The organism is Agrobacterium bohemicum (assembly GCF_002896715.1).
Lineage (GTDB): Bacteria > Pseudomonadota > Alphaproteobacteria > Rhizobiales > Rhizobiaceae > Agrobacterium > Agrobacterium bohemicum.
Map to the genome: position 1 here is coordinate 233,770 of NZ_PGEL01000025.1, position 18,026 is coordinate 251,795.

General features: G+C 55.1%; 15 protein-coding genes. 7 read left to right on the plus strand and 8 right to left on the minus strand.

The genetic code is table 11. From position 1 onward, the window contains the following. Positions 1–40 precede the first annotated feature (40 nt). Entirely contained in the window at positions 41–2,038 is a 1,998-nt protein-coding gene (locus CUC55_RS13205; RefSeq protein WP_170063884.1) for a putative bifunctional diguanylate cyclase/phosphodiesterase, read from the minus strand. Between the two features lie 313 nt (positions 2,039–2,351). Between CUC55_RS13205 and CUC55_RS13210 the strand changes: the two genes are divergently transcribed. Continuing rightward, positions 2,352–3,398 carry a class I SAM-dependent methyltransferase gene (locus CUC55_RS13210; RefSeq protein ID WP_103088149.1) on the plus strand — a complete coding sequence of 349 codons (1,047 nt, stop codon included), beginning with the start codon at positions 2,352–2,354 and terminating at the stop codon, positions 3,396–3,398. A 108-nt stretch (positions 3,399–3,506) separates the two neighbouring features. Further along, positions 3,507–4,328 (plus strand): bifunctional allantoicase/(S)-ureidoglycine aminohydrolase, encoded by an 822-nt coding sequence (locus CUC55_RS13215; RefSeq protein WP_067648304.1) that lies wholly within the window; start codon positions 3,507–3,509, stop codon positions 4,326–4,328. A 31-nt stretch (positions 4,329–4,359) separates the two neighbouring features. On the opposite strand, the gene eglC is transcribed toward CUC55_RS13215, so the two are convergent. From eglC to CUC55_RS13230, 3 genes are all read right to left on the minus strand, one after another. Beyond that, a complete protein-coding gene (gene eglC / locus CUC55_RS13220; RefSeq protein WP_157940957.1) occupies positions 4,360–5,796 on the minus strand; it encodes an endo-1,3-1,4-beta-glycanase EglC in 1,437 nt (478 codons plus the stop codon). Between the two features lie 108 nt (positions 5,797–5,904). Then, positions 5,905–6,699: a 2-keto-4-pentenoate hydratase gene (locus CUC55_RS13225; RefSeq protein ID WP_103088150.1), complete on the minus strand. Its 795-nt coding sequence runs from the start codon at positions 6,697–6,699 to the stop codon at positions 5,905–5,907. A 125-nt stretch (positions 6,700–6,824) separates the two neighbouring features. Next, positions 6,825–7,991, minus strand: coding sequence for a citrate/2-methylcitrate synthase (locus CUC55_RS13230; protein ID WP_067648007.1), 1,167 nt, complete (start codon positions 7,989–7,991; stop codon positions 6,825–6,827). Positions 7,992–8,099: 108 nt separating this feature from the next. Here CUC55_RS13230 and CUC55_RS13235 point away from each other — a divergent pair, with 108 nt between their 5' ends. From CUC55_RS13235 to CUC55_RS13250, 4 genes are all read left to right on the plus strand, one after another. Continuing rightward, on the plus strand, positions 8,100–9,224 hold the full coding sequence (locus tag CUC55_RS13235) for a citrate synthase/methylcitrate synthase (RefSeq protein ID WP_103088151.1): 1,125 nt from the start codon (positions 8,100–8,102) through the stop codon (positions 9,222–9,224). Between the two features lie 1,112 nt (positions 9,225–10,336). After that, entirely contained in the window at positions 10,337–11,647 is a 1,311-nt protein-coding gene (locus tag CUC55_RS23650; protein WP_425352838.1) for a putative bifunctional diguanylate cyclase/phosphodiesterase, read from the plus strand. 70 nt (positions 11,648–11,717) lie between these two features. Then, entirely contained in the window at positions 11,718–12,599 is an 882-nt protein-coding gene (locus CUC55_RS13245; RefSeq protein ID WP_067648312.1) for an amino acid ABC transporter substrate-binding protein, read from the plus strand. Beyond that, positions 12,596–13,495 (plus strand): amino acid ABC transporter substrate-binding protein, encoded by a 900-nt coding sequence (locus CUC55_RS13250; RefSeq protein ID WP_103088153.1) that lies wholly within the window; start codon positions 12,596–12,598, stop codon positions 13,493–13,495. The genes CUC55_RS13245 and CUC55_RS13250 overlap by 4 nt, the downstream gene beginning before the upstream one ends. A 44-nt stretch (positions 13,496–13,539) precedes the next feature. On the opposite strand, the gene pcaF is transcribed toward CUC55_RS13250, so the two are convergent. The 3 genes from pcaF to CUC55_RS13265 all read right to left on the minus strand — a co-directional run bounded on the left by pcaF (position 13,540) and on the right by CUC55_RS13265 (position 16,159). Further along, on the minus strand, positions 13,540–14,745 hold the full coding sequence (gene pcaF / locus CUC55_RS13255; RefSeq protein ID WP_103088154.1) for a 3-oxoadipyl-CoA thiolase: 1,206 nt from the start codon (positions 14,743–14,745) through the stop codon (positions 13,540–13,542). A gap of 8 nt (positions 14,746–14,753) precedes the next feature. Next, positions 14,754–15,455 carry a 3-oxoacid CoA-transferase subunit B gene (locus CUC55_RS13260; protein WP_103088155.1) on the minus strand — a complete coding sequence of 234 codons (702 nt, stop codon included), beginning with the start codon at positions 15,453–15,455 and terminating at the stop codon, positions 14,754–14,756. Continuing rightward, entirely contained in the window at positions 15,452–16,159 is a 708-nt protein-coding gene (locus CUC55_RS13265; protein WP_067648022.1) for a 3-oxoacid CoA-transferase subunit A, read from the minus strand. Before CUC55_RS13265 ends, CUC55_RS13260 begins: the two co-directional genes overlap by 4 nt. 115 nt (positions 16,160–16,274) lie before the next feature. Here CUC55_RS13265 and CUC55_RS13270 point away from each other — a divergent pair, with 115 nt between their 5' ends. Continuing rightward, a complete protein-coding gene (locus CUC55_RS13270) occupies positions 16,275–17,036 on the plus strand; it encodes an IclR family transcriptional regulator domain-containing protein (protein WP_103088223.1) in 762 nt (253 codons plus the stop codon). A gap of 6 nt (positions 17,037–17,042) precedes the next feature. Here the strand turns inward: CUC55_RS13270 and pcaQ are convergent, their stop codons facing one another. Continuing rightward, a complete protein-coding gene (gene pcaQ, locus CUC55_RS13275) occupies positions 17,043–17,957 on the minus strand; it encodes a pca operon transcription factor PcaQ (protein ID WP_103088156.1) in 915 nt (304 codons plus the stop codon). Positions 17,958–18,026 lie beyond the last annotated feature (69 nt).

The following is an 18,026-nucleotide window of genomic DNA, read 5'->3' on the forward strand; positions in this document are numbered from 1 at the left end:
ATATCGCNAAACCCGGCACGCAAGCGCCGGGNTTTACGTATCATGCCGGGCGCATGAGGCCTGTGCGGGGAAGGTAAGGCGCTGAGCAGTCCCTGAGCTTGTCCACCGGGGCAGGGCGTCCAACGTAATAACCCTGGACCTGGTCGATCCGCAATTCCTTCAACAATTCCAGTTGCTCGGCGGTCTCTACGCCTTCAACCAGTATCTTGTGGCCGCGGTTGCGAATAAGGCCGATGATATCGCTCAACATGGCTTTTCCGCGCGGCGTCATCCCGTCGTGAAGGAAGGATTTGTCGATTTTCACCGTGTCGAAATCGATCAGGCGTAACCAAGAGAGGCCAGCAAATCCTGTTCCGAAATCATCCAGCCAAATCTTGATGCCGAGCGTCTTGAGATCGCTGATGCAACGCAGGACATCGGAATTCATGTCCATCTCCAGACCTTCGGTAATTTCGAAGGCCAGTCTGCCGCCGGACACCCCGACATCACCCAGAATCGCCGCGATGGAGGTGGCAAAGCCGGGGCTCTTCAACTGTATTGGTGACACATTGACGCTGACGACTGCCATCCTGTCGCATCGGATAACCTGCTGGCAGGCGGTTCGCACCGCCCATAAGCCGAGGTCCATGATGGCGCCAGTGCGCTCCGCGATAGGAATGAATATGCTGGGTGGAACAAGTGTTCCATCCAGCAGCCTCAGCCGCATCAGAGCTTCAACGCCCTCTATCCTGTCGGACGATAGGTTCTTGATAGGTTGATAGACCAGTGAGACCAGGTCTTTCTCGATGGCGATATTGAGCAATGCTGCGACATTTTCCGTATCGTCGCTGTTGTGTGGATCGTTGGGGTTGAACAACTTGACGGTGTTTCGTCCGTTCGCCTTGGCAAGATAAAGAGCGCGGTCGGCTTCGTTGATAAGGCGTTCAAGCTTCGAATCTGGCTGCGGCCGCGTGTAGGACGCACCGACACTGACGGTGATGACGGAGGTGCCATCGCGTCGTCTTTCATGGACGAGTGCCATGTCCTCAACGGTGGTGCGCAGCGTTTCGGCTATGTCTTCGATGTCNTTTTGCGTTCTGAACCGCGCAAGGGCGATGAACTCCTCACCGCCATAACGCCCGATGACGGCATCGTAGCGACCGAGGCTGGTTTCCAGCGTCTGGGCGACCTGTATCAGGCATCGGTCGCCTTCCTGATGCCCGTAGTAGTCATTGTACTTCTTGAAGAAGTCGACATCGATCAGAAATACCGCGAAATTGTGCTCGGCACCGGTCCACCCATCCCAGAGCTGCCGCAACCTGCTGTCGATGGCCCGGCGGTTTTCAAGGCCTGTCAACGGGTCGGTATTGGAAAGCCGCAATAATGCTTCCCCGCGATCTTCCGCCTCCCGCTGTTGCACCTTGGCTTCAATGGCGTTGAGAAAAACCTGATAGCGTTCGCGGTTGAGTCGCAGATTCACGTATGAGGTGAAGACGAAGCAGGACAGATAAAATGTGCCGAAGGCGATCTGATAATAGATGTCTTCGTGGAAGTAGCTCAGCGCAACAAAGTATGTGACCAGTACGAGGCTGGACGCGCATAGTGAAAGCTTGAAGTTGAAGGTAAAAAACAGGTTGGCGCCCATCATGAAGATGGCGCCGAAAACCATATAGTAGGACATGTTGGTGACATAGCTGGTCATCATTGCTGGCATCAGCCAGCCGATGTAGCCGCCGAGCAGGGCTGTGGCGCAAGCAATGTCCATGTGGCCAGTCTTGGCATTGGCGCGGATCTGCATTTCCAGAGTGAGCAGTGCTGCGATGCCGACGACGAAACGCGCAAACATGGTGTGCGGTGCAACGTCAGGGATGAGCAAAAGGTCGGTCAGCGAGAACAGCAAATAGACCGGCACTGCAATCCACAGCCCCTGCCGGATGGCCGTGCGTCTTTTGACGTCTGCTTCCCGCAGGAAAAGGTCTCTTAAAGAAACAGATGACCGTTGCGGCGATGAGCCTGTCTGGAGGCGAGGTTCTACGAAATTTGCCAAAGTGTGCTTCATGCACNTTTCCATAGGTTGCAATAATCTTGCAAGTTCAGNTTTTTGTATTTTGCAAATCTTATTGCAAAAGTCCGTTTTCTACTACCTTTACCGCCGCGTGCGTCGCGCGCATCGAGGTTGTAGACCTGGGCACAATGCATTGTATCCTTTTAAGTTTCTTTAAGCCCCCTAAAGAACCGAATCCAAATTAGATTTACCTTAATAAAAAGTTTCTCGAAATGCGTGCTTTTCGACGCTTGTACCCGATTGACTTGAGAGACATTTGCGTTTGAATTGTCCTAAAGTTAACAAAGCGTTAATCAGGAGCGTACTTGTGTCCCAATTTGCTAATGAAAAGTTTGATGGCGAAAGTCTTATTACGCCCGAAGCAATATCCGAGGAAATATACGCGCCACGTTCCAACAATTTTAAAGAGCAGTTTGAGATCGCNAAAGCAGATGTGGCGATTGCTTTAAGCTTCGCGCAGCAGCAATTCCAGCGAGATTGTGCGCCGCAGCAAATTATACATGACGTTGCAACGCGGTTGCATCAAATTCGAGNAAAAAACCACTCTGGCGTGTGGAGGGAGTTGATACCAATTATCCAGAATCATGCGGTCGCCGAATACTTTCTGGAAGATCCCTTCACCGCTTGGTCGTTTGAAAAGCCGCGTGGTTATTCCGGCGATGCGCAGCTTCTGGACTTCATCTACGGCCATTCCAGCGTGCAGGATAAAATTGATGCGGCGTCTCCTACTGGCCTTGCACTCTATGAATACACCAGGGCAGCCTCGTCCTCCGTCGCAGTCAGAGAGCGTCGCGATATACTGACGAAATATGTTGACCAGATCGCTGCCGATCGTGGCCTGGACACTGAAATCCTCACCATTGCTGCCGGTCAGTTGCGTGAAGCCAACCAGTCTGTTGCGCTGGCAGAAGGCAGGATNAAAAGATGGGTGGCCCTGGATCAGGACCCATTGAGCATCGGCGCGATCGTCCGGGACTTCAACGGCACCTGCATCGAAGCAATCGATGGCTCCGTGCGCGGGATACTGTCGCGCCGACAGGAACTGGGCACATACGACTTTATTTATGCAGCCGGTCTCTACGACTATCTCGTGGACAAGGTTTCCATCAAGCTGACCCAGCGTTGCCTCGAGATGCTCAAACCCGGTGGTATGTTTCTGTTTGCCAACTTTTCCGAAGAGATCGGCGTCGATGGCTACATGGAAAGCTTCATGAATTGGGCGTTGTTGCTTCGTACGCAAGACGATATGTGGGATATCATCAATGCCAGCATGGATGCATCCGCATTCGAGGCAGAGGTGTTCTTCGGAGAGAACCGTAACATCGTTTATGGCGTCATCCGCAAGAAGGTCTGATACGTCCTCCGCGCCCTTTCGCATTCTTNAATGATGCGCAAGGGCGATTCCATTTGATGGAAAAAGGCTCTACAGCATTTGCGACGTATCGTGCCTTTGGAGTGCATCATGGAAAACAAGCGGTATTATTCTGATTTTGGCGGGCTTCCCGGCCAGACCGAGCTTCTTTCGAGCAAGGCCACCTTCACGACGGCCTATGCCGTCATTCCAAAGCGCGTGATGTCTGACATCGTCACCAGTGTCCTTCCCCATTGGACTGACACGCGTGCCTGGATCATTTCCCGTCCGATGACGGGATTTTCCGAGACGTTCGCACAATATGTCATGGAAGTTTTGCCCGGTGGCGGTAGCCAAAAGCCCGAGCCCGACGGACGCGCGCAGGCTGCGATCTTCGTGGTCGATGGCGAGATGACCATCGAGCATGATGGCCAGCAACATGCGATGCGGGCTGGTTCCTTTGCCTATATTCCTGCCGGGCATGCGTGGACGATCAAGGGTATTGGGTCCGTTCCTGCCAAGTTCCACTGGGTACGCAAAGTGTTCGATGTCGTTGAGGGTCTCGAGTTACCTCCGGCGATCTTCACGCATGAGGACGAGCACGAGTTGTCTGCCATGCCAGAGACGGATGGCAAGTGGGCCACGACGCGCTTCATCGACCCTGCCGACGCTCGCTATGACATGCACCTCAACATCGTCACCTTCGAGCCGGGCGCGACCATTCCATTTATGGAAACCCACGTCATGGAGCATGGGCTTTTCGTACTGGAGGGCAAGGCTGTCTACCGGCTGAACAATGACTGGGTGGAAGTCGAAGCCGGTGATTTCATGTGGCTTCGCGCCTTTTGTCCGCAGGCTTGTTATGCTGGCGGCCCCGGCCGTTTCCGCTACCTGCTTTACAAGGACGTCAACAGACATGTGAAGCTCTGGTAGTCGATCCAAAGCTTCCGGTCATCGGATCATCTCAGACCAGCAGATGATCCGATGCAGTCGGCTGAGACACGGCGTCAACGGCAGGATCGTTGATGGAGTAGGCGTGTATATAGTCGATCTTCATCTGCGAGCCGTTGGGTAGGCCGTTTGTGGGTGTTCCAGCTATGCCGCCGACGGCGAGATTGACGATCATATACATCGGGTCATGCATATCTGTCGGTGTATCAACCTGGGCGACTGCGACGTCATCGAAGTACCACGTAATGTGGTCTTCATCCCAGAGTAGCCCGTATTTGTGGAAGCCCTCTGTACTCGTGACGTTGACGTTGTTGATGGTCGACGTCTGTTGGCCCGATGCGTTGGAATGGGCAGACAGGATCAACGTGTTCGGGTTCTGCCCGCGCATCTCGATGACATCCAGCTCCGGCGGCCATTTCCCGTCTTCCGGCAGAAGCCAGAACGCAGGCCATGCGCCTTGATCACTCGGCATGTCGGCCCGAATTTCGAAATAGCCGTAGGTTTGCGAGAAAGACGGGTGAGTGGTCAACATGCCCGATGTATAGTCATACCCGTTCACAGCATCAGAAATCGCATCCGGTGTTGCTGCCGCCGTAATTGTCAGAACGCCATTTTGAACGGNAAATGGATTGACGGATGAAGTCGGCTGATAAGCGGGGTTGATGTACCACTGTTTTTCGGAGTTGGTGTGAAGGCTGCCGCCCTCTTCGCCTGCCCACCAGAATTTTGGCTCCCAGACGCCGCTTTGCCCGTTGCTCAGGGATAGCGAGTTGAACTCATCTGAAAATGTCGATGTCAGCTTTGAACGGTCCAGCGTCAGCCTGAACTGATCGGCGCTGAGGCTGTCGGCGGTCGTGTTGGCAAGCACCACGCTCTCGCCATTGTCGAAATTTAGCCAAAGGTTCGCGCCCTTTTGCGTCGACGTACTGACGAGATGATCNAAGGATGTGACGCCGTAGCCATCCAGTCGGATGATATCGTCACGACCGAAATCGGTTATCAGATCCGTGCCGTTGCCCTTGGCAAAAACGAAGGTGTCTGCCCCGCCGCCGCCGGTCAGAACGTCATTGCCCGCGCCACCATCGATCGTTTGCTTTGAGGAACTGCCACTGATGATATTATCGAGAGAATTACCGAAAGCGTTCCGGCCATCGCCCGTGACGATCAGGTTTTCGATATTCCCAGGAAGCGTATAGCTCATCCATGTGTTGATGGTATCTGTGCCCTGACCAGACGATTCGACCGCACGGTTGATGGTGGAATACAGGTAATAAATGTCATCACCCGTGCCGCCATGCATTGTCACGTTGACGCCGCTGTCACCCCACATGGAATCATTCTTGGCAGTGCCGTAAAGGTCAGGTCCTGATCCTGTTGCCGNAAAAAATCCGGTGGATGTGTCGCTGTAATAAAGCGGTTTGCCAAGAGCGTTCATGATCGACTGCGCCATCGAAATATCTCCTGTTAAAACTGTTCAAAGACAATTTCTTCAGGTTCGAGTGTAGCAGTGATGAGGGGTTTCCGCGCCCTGTGAAAAGTCAGGGGTGCGCTGCAGCATTCACGCTGGAAGGTTCAGCGCCATGTCAGCGATGCCGTCCCATGAGGTTTTGATAGCTGTCTGCCCGGATAGTCGGATTAAGCCGCAAAGGCTACCGGTGGTCACAATCTGACCGCGCTTCAAACCGCCAAGATGGTCGAGTGGTGCATTGGCATAGGCAATAAGCGGCGCGACAGGATCGGCCTGCGGGTGCTTGGGAGCCGCCGCGAACAGCACATCGCCGTTGCCTTCGACCACCAACGCGGGCAGCGTCGCATCCTGATTGGCCACGCGTTCCAAAGCCGCGATGTCGATTTCCGGACCAAGGACAAAGGAATGATTGCCAAGCCGATCCGCAAGAAACAGCGGGAAAGGCGCTTTGTTTTCTTCCACAAGCCGATAGCTGACAAGTTCGGCTCCCAGATGCACGGATGCGATATGCGAGAATATATCGGCACGGGAATACTCTTGGCCGGTAGCTGGAGGAGGAATGTCATTTGCAAGGACAAAGCAAATCTCGATCTCAACACCCACCGTTCCGGGTTTTGGCACTTCGAATGGCGTGTCGATGCTTGTATCATAAACATCGAGAAGAGGGGCGGCGATGGCTCGGCCGCTGTTGACGCCGATCTTCCAGCCGCCAATTTCCTTGCCGATCGCACCTGCTGCAATCGCCTGTGCGGCCATGCCTGTTTCGATCGAGTCTGGTACCAGGCCGCTACTTTCGAGCTTCGCAACGCTGAGCGATGACTGCTGATTTTCAGCCTCGGCGAGAATAGCGCCCAGCCTGATATTTGCCTCTGTCATCGTGGTCATACGAAACCCTCCCGTAACGTCAAGACAGTTTCATCGCAGTCATTGCTGATGCTGGCAAGTCGAGCGATCATGCCGGGCGCACGAAATATGTGATCTTCAACACATATTCGTCATAACAATTATACTCATGTACCTGCCGGTTGTGGGCCTGCATAATGTGCGCGTGGACGGATGAGCTTTTTCTCCTCAAACTGCTCGAGCGCATGCGCAATCCAGCCAACCGTTCGACCGTTCGCGAAGAGCGCCAGTGCCGCACCTATCGGGAGTCCCAACTCACGGCGGATCGACACCAGCGCAACATCGATCGTCGGCAGCTTCCCGGTGGTTTCAACCACTGTCCCTATAAGCGACTGACGCTTTTCGTTATGTCGCAATAGGGGAAGCAGGGCGGCGGCTCTTGGATCGCCACCGGGGTACAAGGGATGCTCGAAACCCGGCAGAACATCACCACGCCGAAGTCGCTTTTCAACGACGTCGGCTGCATCTTTGGCGTCTTCGATTTCGTCGAAAAGAATTTCAACGAGGCTTGTCATGCCGCCGTGCAACGGTCCGCTTAGCGCTGAAAGTCCTGCATCGAGGCATGCCCCGAGTGATGCGCCGGTGGACGCCACCACGCGTGTGGCGAAGGCAGACGCATTCAGTTCGTGATCCGCCAACAGTACCAGTGTGCGGCGAATAATGTCTGCACTGTGTGTATCGAGATTCCAGGCCTTGGCCAGATGAAGGTGCGTGGGCAAAGCGCTGGGCTGGCTGTTGCTGATGGCCGCCGTTACCGATCGCAACAGAGTGGCAGCGCCTGGCCACAGCGTGCTGTTGTTGCGTTGCCACGCTGTCATCCTGCCGACATCGACAAACGCCAGCAGCGCCTGACAACGCTCGGTCAACGGCAAGCCCGCTGTCAGATTAAGCAGCGAGGCATCCCACGTCGCGGTCACCGGTTTTGCAAACGGGTCATGGTCACCGCAAGCCCAAAGCAGCCGTGCTATACCCTCAACCGTTTCGTGTTCGGCGAGTTTTGCCGCATCGTGTCCGCGATAGAAAAGCCGACCATCTTCAATCAGCGTAATGCTGGAGGACAGCACAGGCAAACCCCAGTCGAGGGTCGTTGCTGCCACCTCGCGTGGTTTTCTGCCTACGGATTTGTTTCTGCTCAACTGGTCTATGTCGTGTTTGCTGTAAAGCCGACGGCGTGGATCGTCCGGCCCTGCGATCGTGCGAACAAGGCCACGACTGACATAGGCATAGAGCGTCGCGCGGCTGATGCCGAGGGCTTGCGACGCGGCTTGCGGCATCGATGAACTTTTCCTGTCCGGTCATTATCTCGATGTTGATTGAATGAATCAAGATTGATTATATTGATTGAAACATCATCCTTGGGGAAGTCAACCCATGAGGATATCATGACCATACAATCGNAAACCTCGACAGCACTCACTCTGGTTTCAGACCCAGTCAGTCCCGGTTTGGAAAACACCATCGCTGCCGAAACAATATTCAGCCATGTCGATGGTGCGGCGGGACGGCTGATTGTTCGGGGATATGACCTCGAACAGTTGTCCGACTGGAGCTTCGAGGCTGTTCTTGCCTTGCTTTGGCAAGGGCTTGTCTCCCATGAGGATACTGAGGCGGAAATCCGCGTCGCGCTTGCGCAAGCGCGTGTCCATGCTTTTCGCCTCATTGAAACGCTTCTACCGGCAACGGACAACCTTTCGCAAGTCGAGGGGTTGCGGCTGTTATTGTCGTCAATGCCCGATGCGGAGCCACTGGCACACCACGTCCTAGCCGTAGCTGCCGTGCCGGTCTTCGCCGCAGCCATTGCTCGAAGAAGCGCGGGGCTTGCGCCGGTGGCGCCTGACACCACCTTGGGGCATGCGGCGGATTTTCTGCATATGTTGCATGGCGAGAATGCTCCTGCTGAAAAGGTGAAGGCACTCGATACTTATCTTGTGACTGTGGCCGACCACGGGTTGAATGCTTCCACTTTTACCGCCCGCGTCATCGCGTCGACAAAAGCGGGTGTATTTTCATCCGTCGTCGGCGCTCTTTGTGCCCTGAAAGGTCCATTGCACGGCGGTGCGCCCGGCCCTGTCCTCGACATGCTCGATGCGATCGGCGATGAGAGCAACATACGGGCCTGGCTGGTGAACGCGCTGGTGCGAGGGGAAAGGCTGATGGGTTTCGGCCATCGCATATATCGCGTTCGTGACCCACGGGCCGATGTGCTTAAGCAGGCTGTTACCGGGCTTCGTGACAGTGGCGGGCGTATAAACTTTGCCGAAGCTGTTGNAAAAGAGGCGCTGGCGCTCCTAGCCGAAAAGAAACCTCTACGCCCGCTGCAAACCAATGTGGAGNTTTACACGGCACTGGTTCTGGAGGGAGTAGGGTTTCCGCGTGAAAGTTTCACCAACGTCTTTGCCGCCGGGCGAATGGCTGGGTGGACCGCGCATATACTGGAGCAGGAACATCTGGGAAAGCTTATCCGCCCGCAATCGAAATACGTCGGCCCCATGCCGGAAGCGCGCTGAAGTAACAAAGGCTGGCGCAGCGATATAAACTGCGCCAGTTTCGCAACGCTTCCCCCGGTTTTGTACGCATATTTTTAGACTTTGTTTTCTATGTCTCGGAATGGTTGTGGCTAACAGCGATTTATGAAGTCCTTTTAAAGCATGAGTTAAGGCATGTCCCGTAAGCATTTACGCTTTCGCGGAAGAGGTTACGGGCCACAATGGTCGATTGCGTAAACAAGGACGAACGGGAGGTTGGCGATTTGAACGCGGGCCAAAATCGGCTTGTGTGGTACCATTCGCTCTTCTGGAAAATCAATGTCTTCCTCGTATCCAGCGTCGTCCTTGCCTACGTTATGGGTGCAACGATCGGTTGGGTCATGGTCGAGCGGGACTCGCTTGAACAATGGCGTCGTCAAGCCGAGTTGAACGCGCAAGTGACAAGCTCCGCGATCCGCTCCATCTACACGTTTATCGCGATTGAGAGCGCTGATGATGGTCAGATCACCAAGATCATCAGCGAGCGCCCCCTTGGTGACGATGCGTCGATACTGGACACCGGATTCAACCCGGCAGATGTTCTCGGTCTTGCTGCCTCGCAGACGAAAAACAATATCTGGCTGTTTCAGAAATCGACCGGGCCGCAGGCCTTTGTCAGTTCGGCCGAGGCATTCGGTTCGGGCACTGGTATCGACCTTTCCCTTCCCGATTACACCAATCCACGCCAATTCTTCGTTGGATTTGCAGGCGTGGGCAATGTCCGTCATTTCATTGCCTATGTGCCTGTGGTCAATCCGAAAGGCGAACTTCAAGGCGCGCTCGTTACCACCATTGGTGAGGCGGACGCTCTTCAGCAAAGCCAGAACAAGCTGCTGCTCAATTCAGTCCTGCTGCTCGTGACCATTCTCATCCTGACCGGTGCTGCCGTGACGTTGATCATGCGGAAGGNTTTCAAGCCGGTTCCGGCACTTGTCGGCGCTCTCAGCCGCATTGCCCGAGACGACACGCGGTCTGTCACGCCTTTTCAAAACCGTCACGACGAAATCGGTCGCTTTGCCGTCGCCATCGAAACATTGAGAGAGGCTGTTGTCGAGCGCGAGCATTTGCGGCAGGTGCGGGATGTTGCGAAACATATGGAGCATCTTGCACATCATGACGCTTTGACTGGACTGCCAAACCGTGCATTTTTCGGCAAGAAGCTCGAGGAAATGATTGCCGAGCTGGAGCAGGGCGGCCAGCGCTTCAACGTCATGCTGCTCGATCTCGACAGGTTCAAATCGATCAATGATGGCTTTGGTCACGCCAGCGGTGATGCGCTTCTCGTTTCCNTTTCCGAAAGGCTGCTTTCGCTGATGCGTCCGGGAGATATTGCCGCACGATTTGGAGGCGATGAGTTCGCCGTTCTTCAGGTCGTGCGCAAGGACGCGCTGGTGGAAGCCAGCAAGCTTGCCTCTGCCATCATCCGGGCGGTTGCCAGACCTTTTGTCCTCTTGGGCAAAGAGGTTTCCGTCGGAACCAGCATCGGCATCTGCACCGAAACCACCGTCGGCGCGGAAATTTCCGAACTGCTGAAGAAGGCCGATATCGCCCTGTACGCTGCCAAATCCGAGGGTCGTGGCACGTTCCGNTTTTTCAAGCAGGGCATGGAAATGTCCGGAGAACGCGGTCACGTGTTTCAGCACGATCTCGACACCGCCTTGCGCAACGGTGAGTTCGAGTTGCATTATCAGCCGATATTCGATGTATCGAATTCCGGCCCTGTAGGGTTCGAGGCTCTTTTGCGCTGGCAACATCCGAAATTGGGTTGGGTTTCACCCGCAGATTTTATTCCTGTTGCGGNAAAGACCGGGCAAATCGTTGCAATTGGCGAGTGGGTTTTGAACAGAGCCTGTTCAGATGCCGCAAGCCTGCCCCCGGATACCTTTCTGGCGGTCAATGTTTCTCCTGTACAGTTGCAACAGGGTAACTTTGCCAAAAAGGTGAAAACTGCACTTTTCACACACGGTCTTCCCGCAAGTCGGCTGGAATTGGAGCTGACGGAAAGCGTGCAGATATGCTCTCTGGAATGCCTTGAAATGCTTGCCGATCTACGAGCGTTGGGCGTCGGCATCGCACTCGACGATTTCGGCACGGGTTATTCCGGCATCAGCTATCTTCTTTCGCTGCCGGTCACAAAGATAAAGATTGACCGCAGTTTCGTCATGCATCTCGAAGAGAAGGCCGAGAGCCGGGCAGTGGTCGCCAGTCTGCTTCAGCTTGCAAGCAGCCTCGGACTGGAGACGACAGCAGAAGGTATCGAAACCGAATTTCAGCTTCAGTTCGTTCGGTCCGCTGGCTGTACGCTCGGGCAGGGGTACTTTCTGGGGCGGCCTGCAAAAATAAAAGATCTTCAGCATACGTATCGTGATTTTTATCCCCGGAAGGTGTCATCGCTAGGAGCGTGAAACAATGCGATATCCTCAGTTTTTATGTGTGAATAAAAAGCTTTTGAAAGTCGTGCTTGGTAGCGCATTCATGGTTGCATCCCCGTTTCAGATCGGAAGCAACGCAACGTCCTTTGCGCAGGCTCAAGACAGCGGCACGTTGGACAAGATCGCCCGCACCAAAACGATATCCATCGGATTTCGCGAGGATGAGGTCCCCTTCGCTTACAAATCAGCCGATGGTGGTGCGATCGGATACACGGTTGAACTGTGCAATTATATTGCAGACCATGTCCGCACCCAGCTGAAACTGGACAAGCTCAATATAGAATATGTCAATGCAACACCTGCCACGCGGTTTCTCCTAGTTAAAAGCGGTAAAATCGATCTCGAATGCAGTGCGACGACCAACAATGCCGAGCGCAGAGAGCAGGTTTCATTTTCTTACCCGCACTTCATCACGGCAACACGTTTCGTGGCGAAAAAATCGAGCGACGTGAAGAGCATCAGAGATTTGGCGGGGCGCACTGTCGCCTCCACCACCGGCACGGTCAATATCGATCAGTTGCAGGCCATCAATCGCGCTGACAAGCTCAATATCTCGGTGATGCTGGCGAGACAGAATTCAGATGGCTTTGCTTTTGTCGAAAGCAACAAGGCGACGGCCTTTGTTATGGACGGCGTCTTGCTCGCCGCACATGTCGCATTCTCCAAGTCACCCAACGACTACATGATCTCGTCAGAAACGTTCGGCCCGCCGGAACCCTATGGAATATTGATGCGCAAGGGCGACGGCCCGTTCAACACGGTTGTGAATGATGCGCTGCGGCAGTTGTTCGTCAGTGGGGAGATCAACCGTATCTATGACAAGTGGTTCATGTCTCCGATACCGCCGCAGGGTCGCAACTTCAACCTTCCGATGTCGCAGGAACTAAGGGCGGCGTTTCATGACCCGAAGGAGTACCTGCAATGAGGCGCTTTCTCTCAAAGCTCTTGATACTCAATACGGCGCTGCTGGCGCTGGCTCTCGATTCCGCTGCTGCGGATTTTACGAAACCCACCCTGGAACGTATCAAGGAGACGGGGNAAATCAGGATCGGCTACGGCGTGACCGCGCCATTCTCTTTCACGACAACAGATGGACAAGTCGTCGGTTATTCCATCGATCTCTGCAGGCGCGTCACTGAGAAGCTGAAAACGCGGCTCAAAATGGATGATATCCAAATCGAATTCGTGCCGCGGACGCCCAGCAATCGCGTTCAACTGCTCAACGACGGTAGTATCGACATTGAATGCAATGCCAGCACCAATACCGTTGAGAGAAGAAAAAGCGCGACTTTCTCCCTAAGTCATTTTTACGGCGCGACACGCTATGTGTCCTTAGCGAAAAATCAGCTGGAAACTTTAGCCGATCTCAAAGGCCGATCTGTCGGTGTTGCGCTTGGCACAGTCAACGTCAATGACATCAACGAAATCAACCGCGCGAGAAAACTCAACATTTCCGTTGTACCTGCGGACACGTTGAAAGGTGCGTTTGACATGGTGACGGATGGGCGCGTGTCCGCCTTCGCGATGGACGAGGTCTTGCTCAGCACGATGATCGCACAAAGCCAGAACCCGGCGGAATATCGCATCTCGACGGAGAAGGTTACGGATTTCCAGCCTGTTGGCTTCATGATGCGCCTGAACGACACGGAATTCGCATCCGCTGCGAATGAGGCCCTTGGCGAAATCTATNAAAGCCCTGAGATGCCAGATATATACAAGCGCTGGTTCGAGGATTCGATTCCCGAATTAGGGGTCAGCATTAAAATGCCCATGAGCGAGACGTTGAAAAACGCATTGGCAAACCCGGTACCCATTCCGTAAGCCGTCACCGCAAACCATCTAGCGCTTGCGGTGACGAGGCTGGCTTAAACCCGTTCGAGAGCAATAGCGATTCCCTGGCCGACACCGATGCACATCGTTGCAAGCGCCCTGTTCTTGCCGGTCAGCGAGAGTTCCAGTGCGGCAGTACCGGCGATACGAGCGCCGCTCATGCCGAGCGGATGACCAAGCGCAATCGCGCCACCATTGATGTTGGCACGTGGGTCGTCACCGGCAATGCCAAGCTGGCGTAATGTGGCCAACCCCTGAGAAGCGAAAGCCTCGTTCAGTTCGATGACGTCAAGAGCTTCCTGCCTCAAGCCGAGACGGTCCAGAAGCTTTTGGGACGCGGGCTCGGGACCGATGNCCATGATGCGTGGGGGAACCCCGGCGGTGGCACCACCAAGAATGCGGGCAACAGGTGTCAGGCCATATTTTTTCGCTGCGGCTTCCGAGGCGATGATCAAAGCTGCTGCACCATCATTAACGCCGGATGCGTTTCCAGCGGTGACAGTTGCGCCTTCCATGCGGTTGACGGGCTTCAATTTCGCTAGTGCCTCAAGGCTGGTTTCGCGTGGATGTTCATCTCTGGAGACGATGACAGGATCACCCTTGCGCTGGGGAATGCTGACCGGTGTTATCTCTTTCGCCAGTCTACCATTGGCTTGTGCCGCTGCTGCCTTTTGCTGGCTGTGCACTGCAAATGCGTCCTGATCTTCACGGGAGACGCCGTAGTCGAGAGCGACATTGTCACCAGTTTCCGGCATCGAATCGANCCCGTAGAGAGCCTTCATCGCGGGATTGACGAAGCGCCAGCCAATGGTTGTGTCGTAAATCTCGGCATTGCGTGAGAAAGCAGCGTCTGCCTTCGGCATAACGAAGGGCGCGCGGCTCATGCTTTCCACGCCCCCCGCTATCATCAGTTCCGCCTCGCCGGATTTGACGGCGCGGGCTGCCGTAATGACGGCGTCCATACCGGAACCGCAAAGACGGTTGATGGTCGTGCCCGTTACGGAAACCGGCAACCCGGCCAGGAGTAAGGACATGCGGGCAACGTTGCGGTTGTCTTCACCGGCCTGGTTTGCACAGCCAAAAATCACGTCGTCAATTGCCTCCCAATCGACGCCTGCATTGCGCTTTATCAATGACTTCATGGGAACGGCCCCAAGATCATCGGCCCGTATGGAAGACAACGCGCCACCGAAGCGGCCGATGGGTGTGCGTATGTAGTCGCAGATAAAGACGTCGGTCATTTTGTGCCTCACAATTGGGGAGCGACGAGATCGGCCACCGGGCCGTCGGTGTTTAGCTTGGCACCGGTCATGGCCTGCAGGTCTTCAACGCTCATGCCCGGCAGTTTTTCCCGTAACACGAAGCCGCCATCCACGACGTCCACCACCGCGTGGCTCGTGTAAATGCGGGTAATGCAGCCAACGCCTGTCAGCGGAAATGCGCATTTCTCCACTAGCTTTGGCTCACCTTTCTTCGTCACATGCTCAGTAATGACGAACACCTGTTTGGCGCCGTGAACGAGATCCATAGCGCCACCCACTGCGGGAACGCCTTTGGAGCCGACCCGCCAGTTGGCGAGATCGCCATTCTGAGCAACCTGATAGGCACCGAGAATGGCGACATCCAGATGCCCGCCACGCACCATGGCGAAGCTATCGGCGTGGTGGAAAAACGCGGCACCTGGCTTTAGCGTAACGGCCTTCTTGCCGGCATTGATCAGGTCCCAGTCCTCCTCACCTTCCGGCGGTGCTTCTCCGAAATTCAGAATGCCGNTTTCCGTATGGNAAATCGCCTCGCGCCCGGGTGGCTGATAGCGCGCGACCATTTCCGGNAAACCGATGCCGAGATTGACATAGGCACCATCGGCAATGTCCTGCGCCGCCCGCCATGCGATCTGGGCATTGGACAGCTTGATGTCTTCGAATGCGTTGAGAGCTTGGGTATCGGTCATACGTAGGCCACTCCTGCGCGGATCAGGACTTCTTCCTGTTGCGGATCGTTGATTTCGACCACGCCATTGACGAATATTCCCGGCGTCACGACTTGTTCAGGGTCGATCTCGCCTGCGGGAACGAGTTTTGAAACCTGGGCAATCGTCGTCGCCGCTGCCATGCACATCAGCGGATTGAAGTTCCGGCCCGCCTTGCTGTAGGTCAGGTTGCCCTGCGTGTCGCCGAGATGCGCCTTGACGATTGCGAAGTCCGCTTTCAACCAGCGCTCCTGCACATAATGACGTCCATCGAACTCACCGATTGGCTTGCCATCGGCAAGCTCCGTTCCGTAGGCGGTCGGCGTATAAAACGCCGGAATGCCTGCACCGCCTGCGCGGATGCGTTCAGCCAGTGTTCCTTGCGGCACAAGCTCCAGCTCTATTTCGCCTGCCAGATATCTATCGGTGAAGGCGCGTGGATCGGACGAACGCGGGAACGAGCAGATCATTTTGCGCACCATGCCCGCATCGATCATCGCCGCAATTCCAATGCGCCCGTTGCCGGCATTGTTGTTTATGACAGTGAGATTTTTCGATCCTTTGTCGATCAGCGCATGGATCAATTCGATTGGCGCTCCAGAGCCGCCGAACCCGCCAATCATGACGGTCGCGCCATCGCCGATATCGGCAACAGCCGCCGCTGCGCTTTTGATTGTCTTGTCCATGGTGCCTCCAGCAGATGCTCTTCCAATGAGATGATTGGTAATTCCCAATGGTGCTGGACTGCAAGGTTTTTGTGCGGTATGTAACTTTTGTTCGATTATCGCACNAAATCGGTGTCTGATGGCAAGTGAGAGGGATTTGATGGGCGGACTCGCCAAAGGTCTCAAAGTCATTGAGGCGTTCAGTGCCGAGCATCCTCGACTTTCCATTTCGCAAGCCGCCGAAATCGCCATGTTGGACCGCGCAACGACCCGGCGTTGCCTTCTGACCTTGGCTGAGCTTGGTTATGCCGCCTATGACGGGAAGTTTTTTACCGTAACGCCGAAAGTCCTTCGTTTGGGAACCGGCTGTCTCGCCACCATGCCGCTGCCACGCATCGTTCAACCGTTGCTCGATCAACTCTCGGAACGGATCGGCCAGAGCACTTCGGTTTCCATTCTCGATGAAACAGAAATCGTCTATGTCGGGCGTGCCGCACAACGTCGGGTCATGTCCATTGCGCTCATGCCCGGTTCGCGCCTGCCCGCCTATTGTACATCGATGGGGCGTGTTTTGCTCGGGGCTCTGGATATCTCCGGACGTCAAAGCATTCTGGAGCGTTCCCACCTTGAGGCGCGAACGGAGCGCACCCTGATCGATATGGTGGCACTGCTGGCAGAACTGGAAATCACCAGGAGCCGGGGTTACGCCCTGATCGATCAGGAAGTCGAGGTGGGCTTGCGCTCCATCGCCGTGCCTCTGCTAAACATGCGCGGCCAGACTGTCGCGGCGCTGAATGTTGGATTGCCCGCAACGGCCGCGTCCATGGATGTTCTGGTCGAACGATATCTTCCGCCATTGCTCGGGGTGCAAGCTGAACTGCGCGGGATGCTGGTTTGACATGCGTCAGAGCGCGTCTGCGCTCTCGCGGATGGTCTGTATGAGCAGCGCCAGTGGCAGGGATGGCTGCGTGTCTGCACGCATTGTCAATCCGACGGGGCCGCTCGTGTCGGCGGTATCCAGTGGCAGCATTGCAAGCGTCCCATCGGCAATATCTGCCGCCACCACTCCCTCGGATATGATCCATATCGCATCGCTTATTCTCAAGAATGCTCTGCCGAACGCATCCGATACCGTTTCTATCCGCGTTGGCAGCGGTGCCACACCATGGGCCAGCAGAAACTGATCCACCACCGGGCCGATGACGGAATTGGATGTCGGCGTCAAAACCGGAAATTCATGCAGCCGCTCGAAGATGGATGTGTTTGCAGCGAGCAGCGGATGGTTTGCGCGCACCACGAAGCGAACTCGTTCAGAATAGAGGTGTTCGAAGGAAAATCCGTTCATTTTTTCAGGCGTCGCGAGGCGCCCGACGACGAGATCCAGTTNCCCGACCCGCAATTGCTCCAGCAGAACCGCATTCTCACCGGTGACGATCTTGACCGTACTGCCCGTCTCTCCCTTCAGAAAACTCAACATGGCCTTTGGCATGATGTTGACGGAGACAGTCGGCAGCGCACCGATCCGCACTGGCGGCCCCACCTTGGTTGCGTCGTGCGAAACTGAATCCACAGCCTGTCTTAGGGCGGTCATCGTTGCCCCGGCATGTTTCAGAAATATTTCGCCGTAACGGCTGACCTTGATGCCACGGCTATCGCGCTCCAGCAGCGAAACGCCGAGCACTCCTTCTAACTCACGGATCGTTTTCGTGACTGCGGGCTGGCTGATGCGCAAAACTGCTGCCGCTTGCGCAACGCTTTTGTGGCGTGCAACCTCTACAAAAGTTTGTATGTGACGAAACTTCAAACGTGCGTCGATCATAATTCATAATCTATTGGTTATGTGTAGCCGTGAAAAACTCANTTTACTTAACCAATCTCATCTTGCAAT

Coding starts and splice junctions, on each gene's coding strand:
- CUC55_RS13215 (WP_067648304.1), top strand. CDS start 3,507: ATGGAAAACAAGCGGTATTATTCTGATTTTGGCGGGCTTCCCGGCCAG.
- CUC55_RS13225 (WP_103088150.1), bottom strand. CDS start 6,699: ATGACCACGATGACAGAGGCAAATATCAGGCTGGGCGCTATTCTCGCC.
- CUC55_RS13230 (WP_067648007.1), bottom strand. CDS start 7,991: ATGCCGCAAGCCGCGTCGCAAGCCCTCGGCATCAGCCGCGCGACGCTC.
- CUC55_RS13245 (WP_067648312.1), top strand. CDS start 11,718: ATGGTTGCATCCCCGTTTCAGATCGGAAGCAACGCAACGTCCTTTGCG.
- CUC55_RS13265 (WP_067648022.1), bottom strand. CDS start 16,159: ATGGACAAGACAATCAAAAGCGCAGCGGCGGCTGTTGCCGATATCGGC.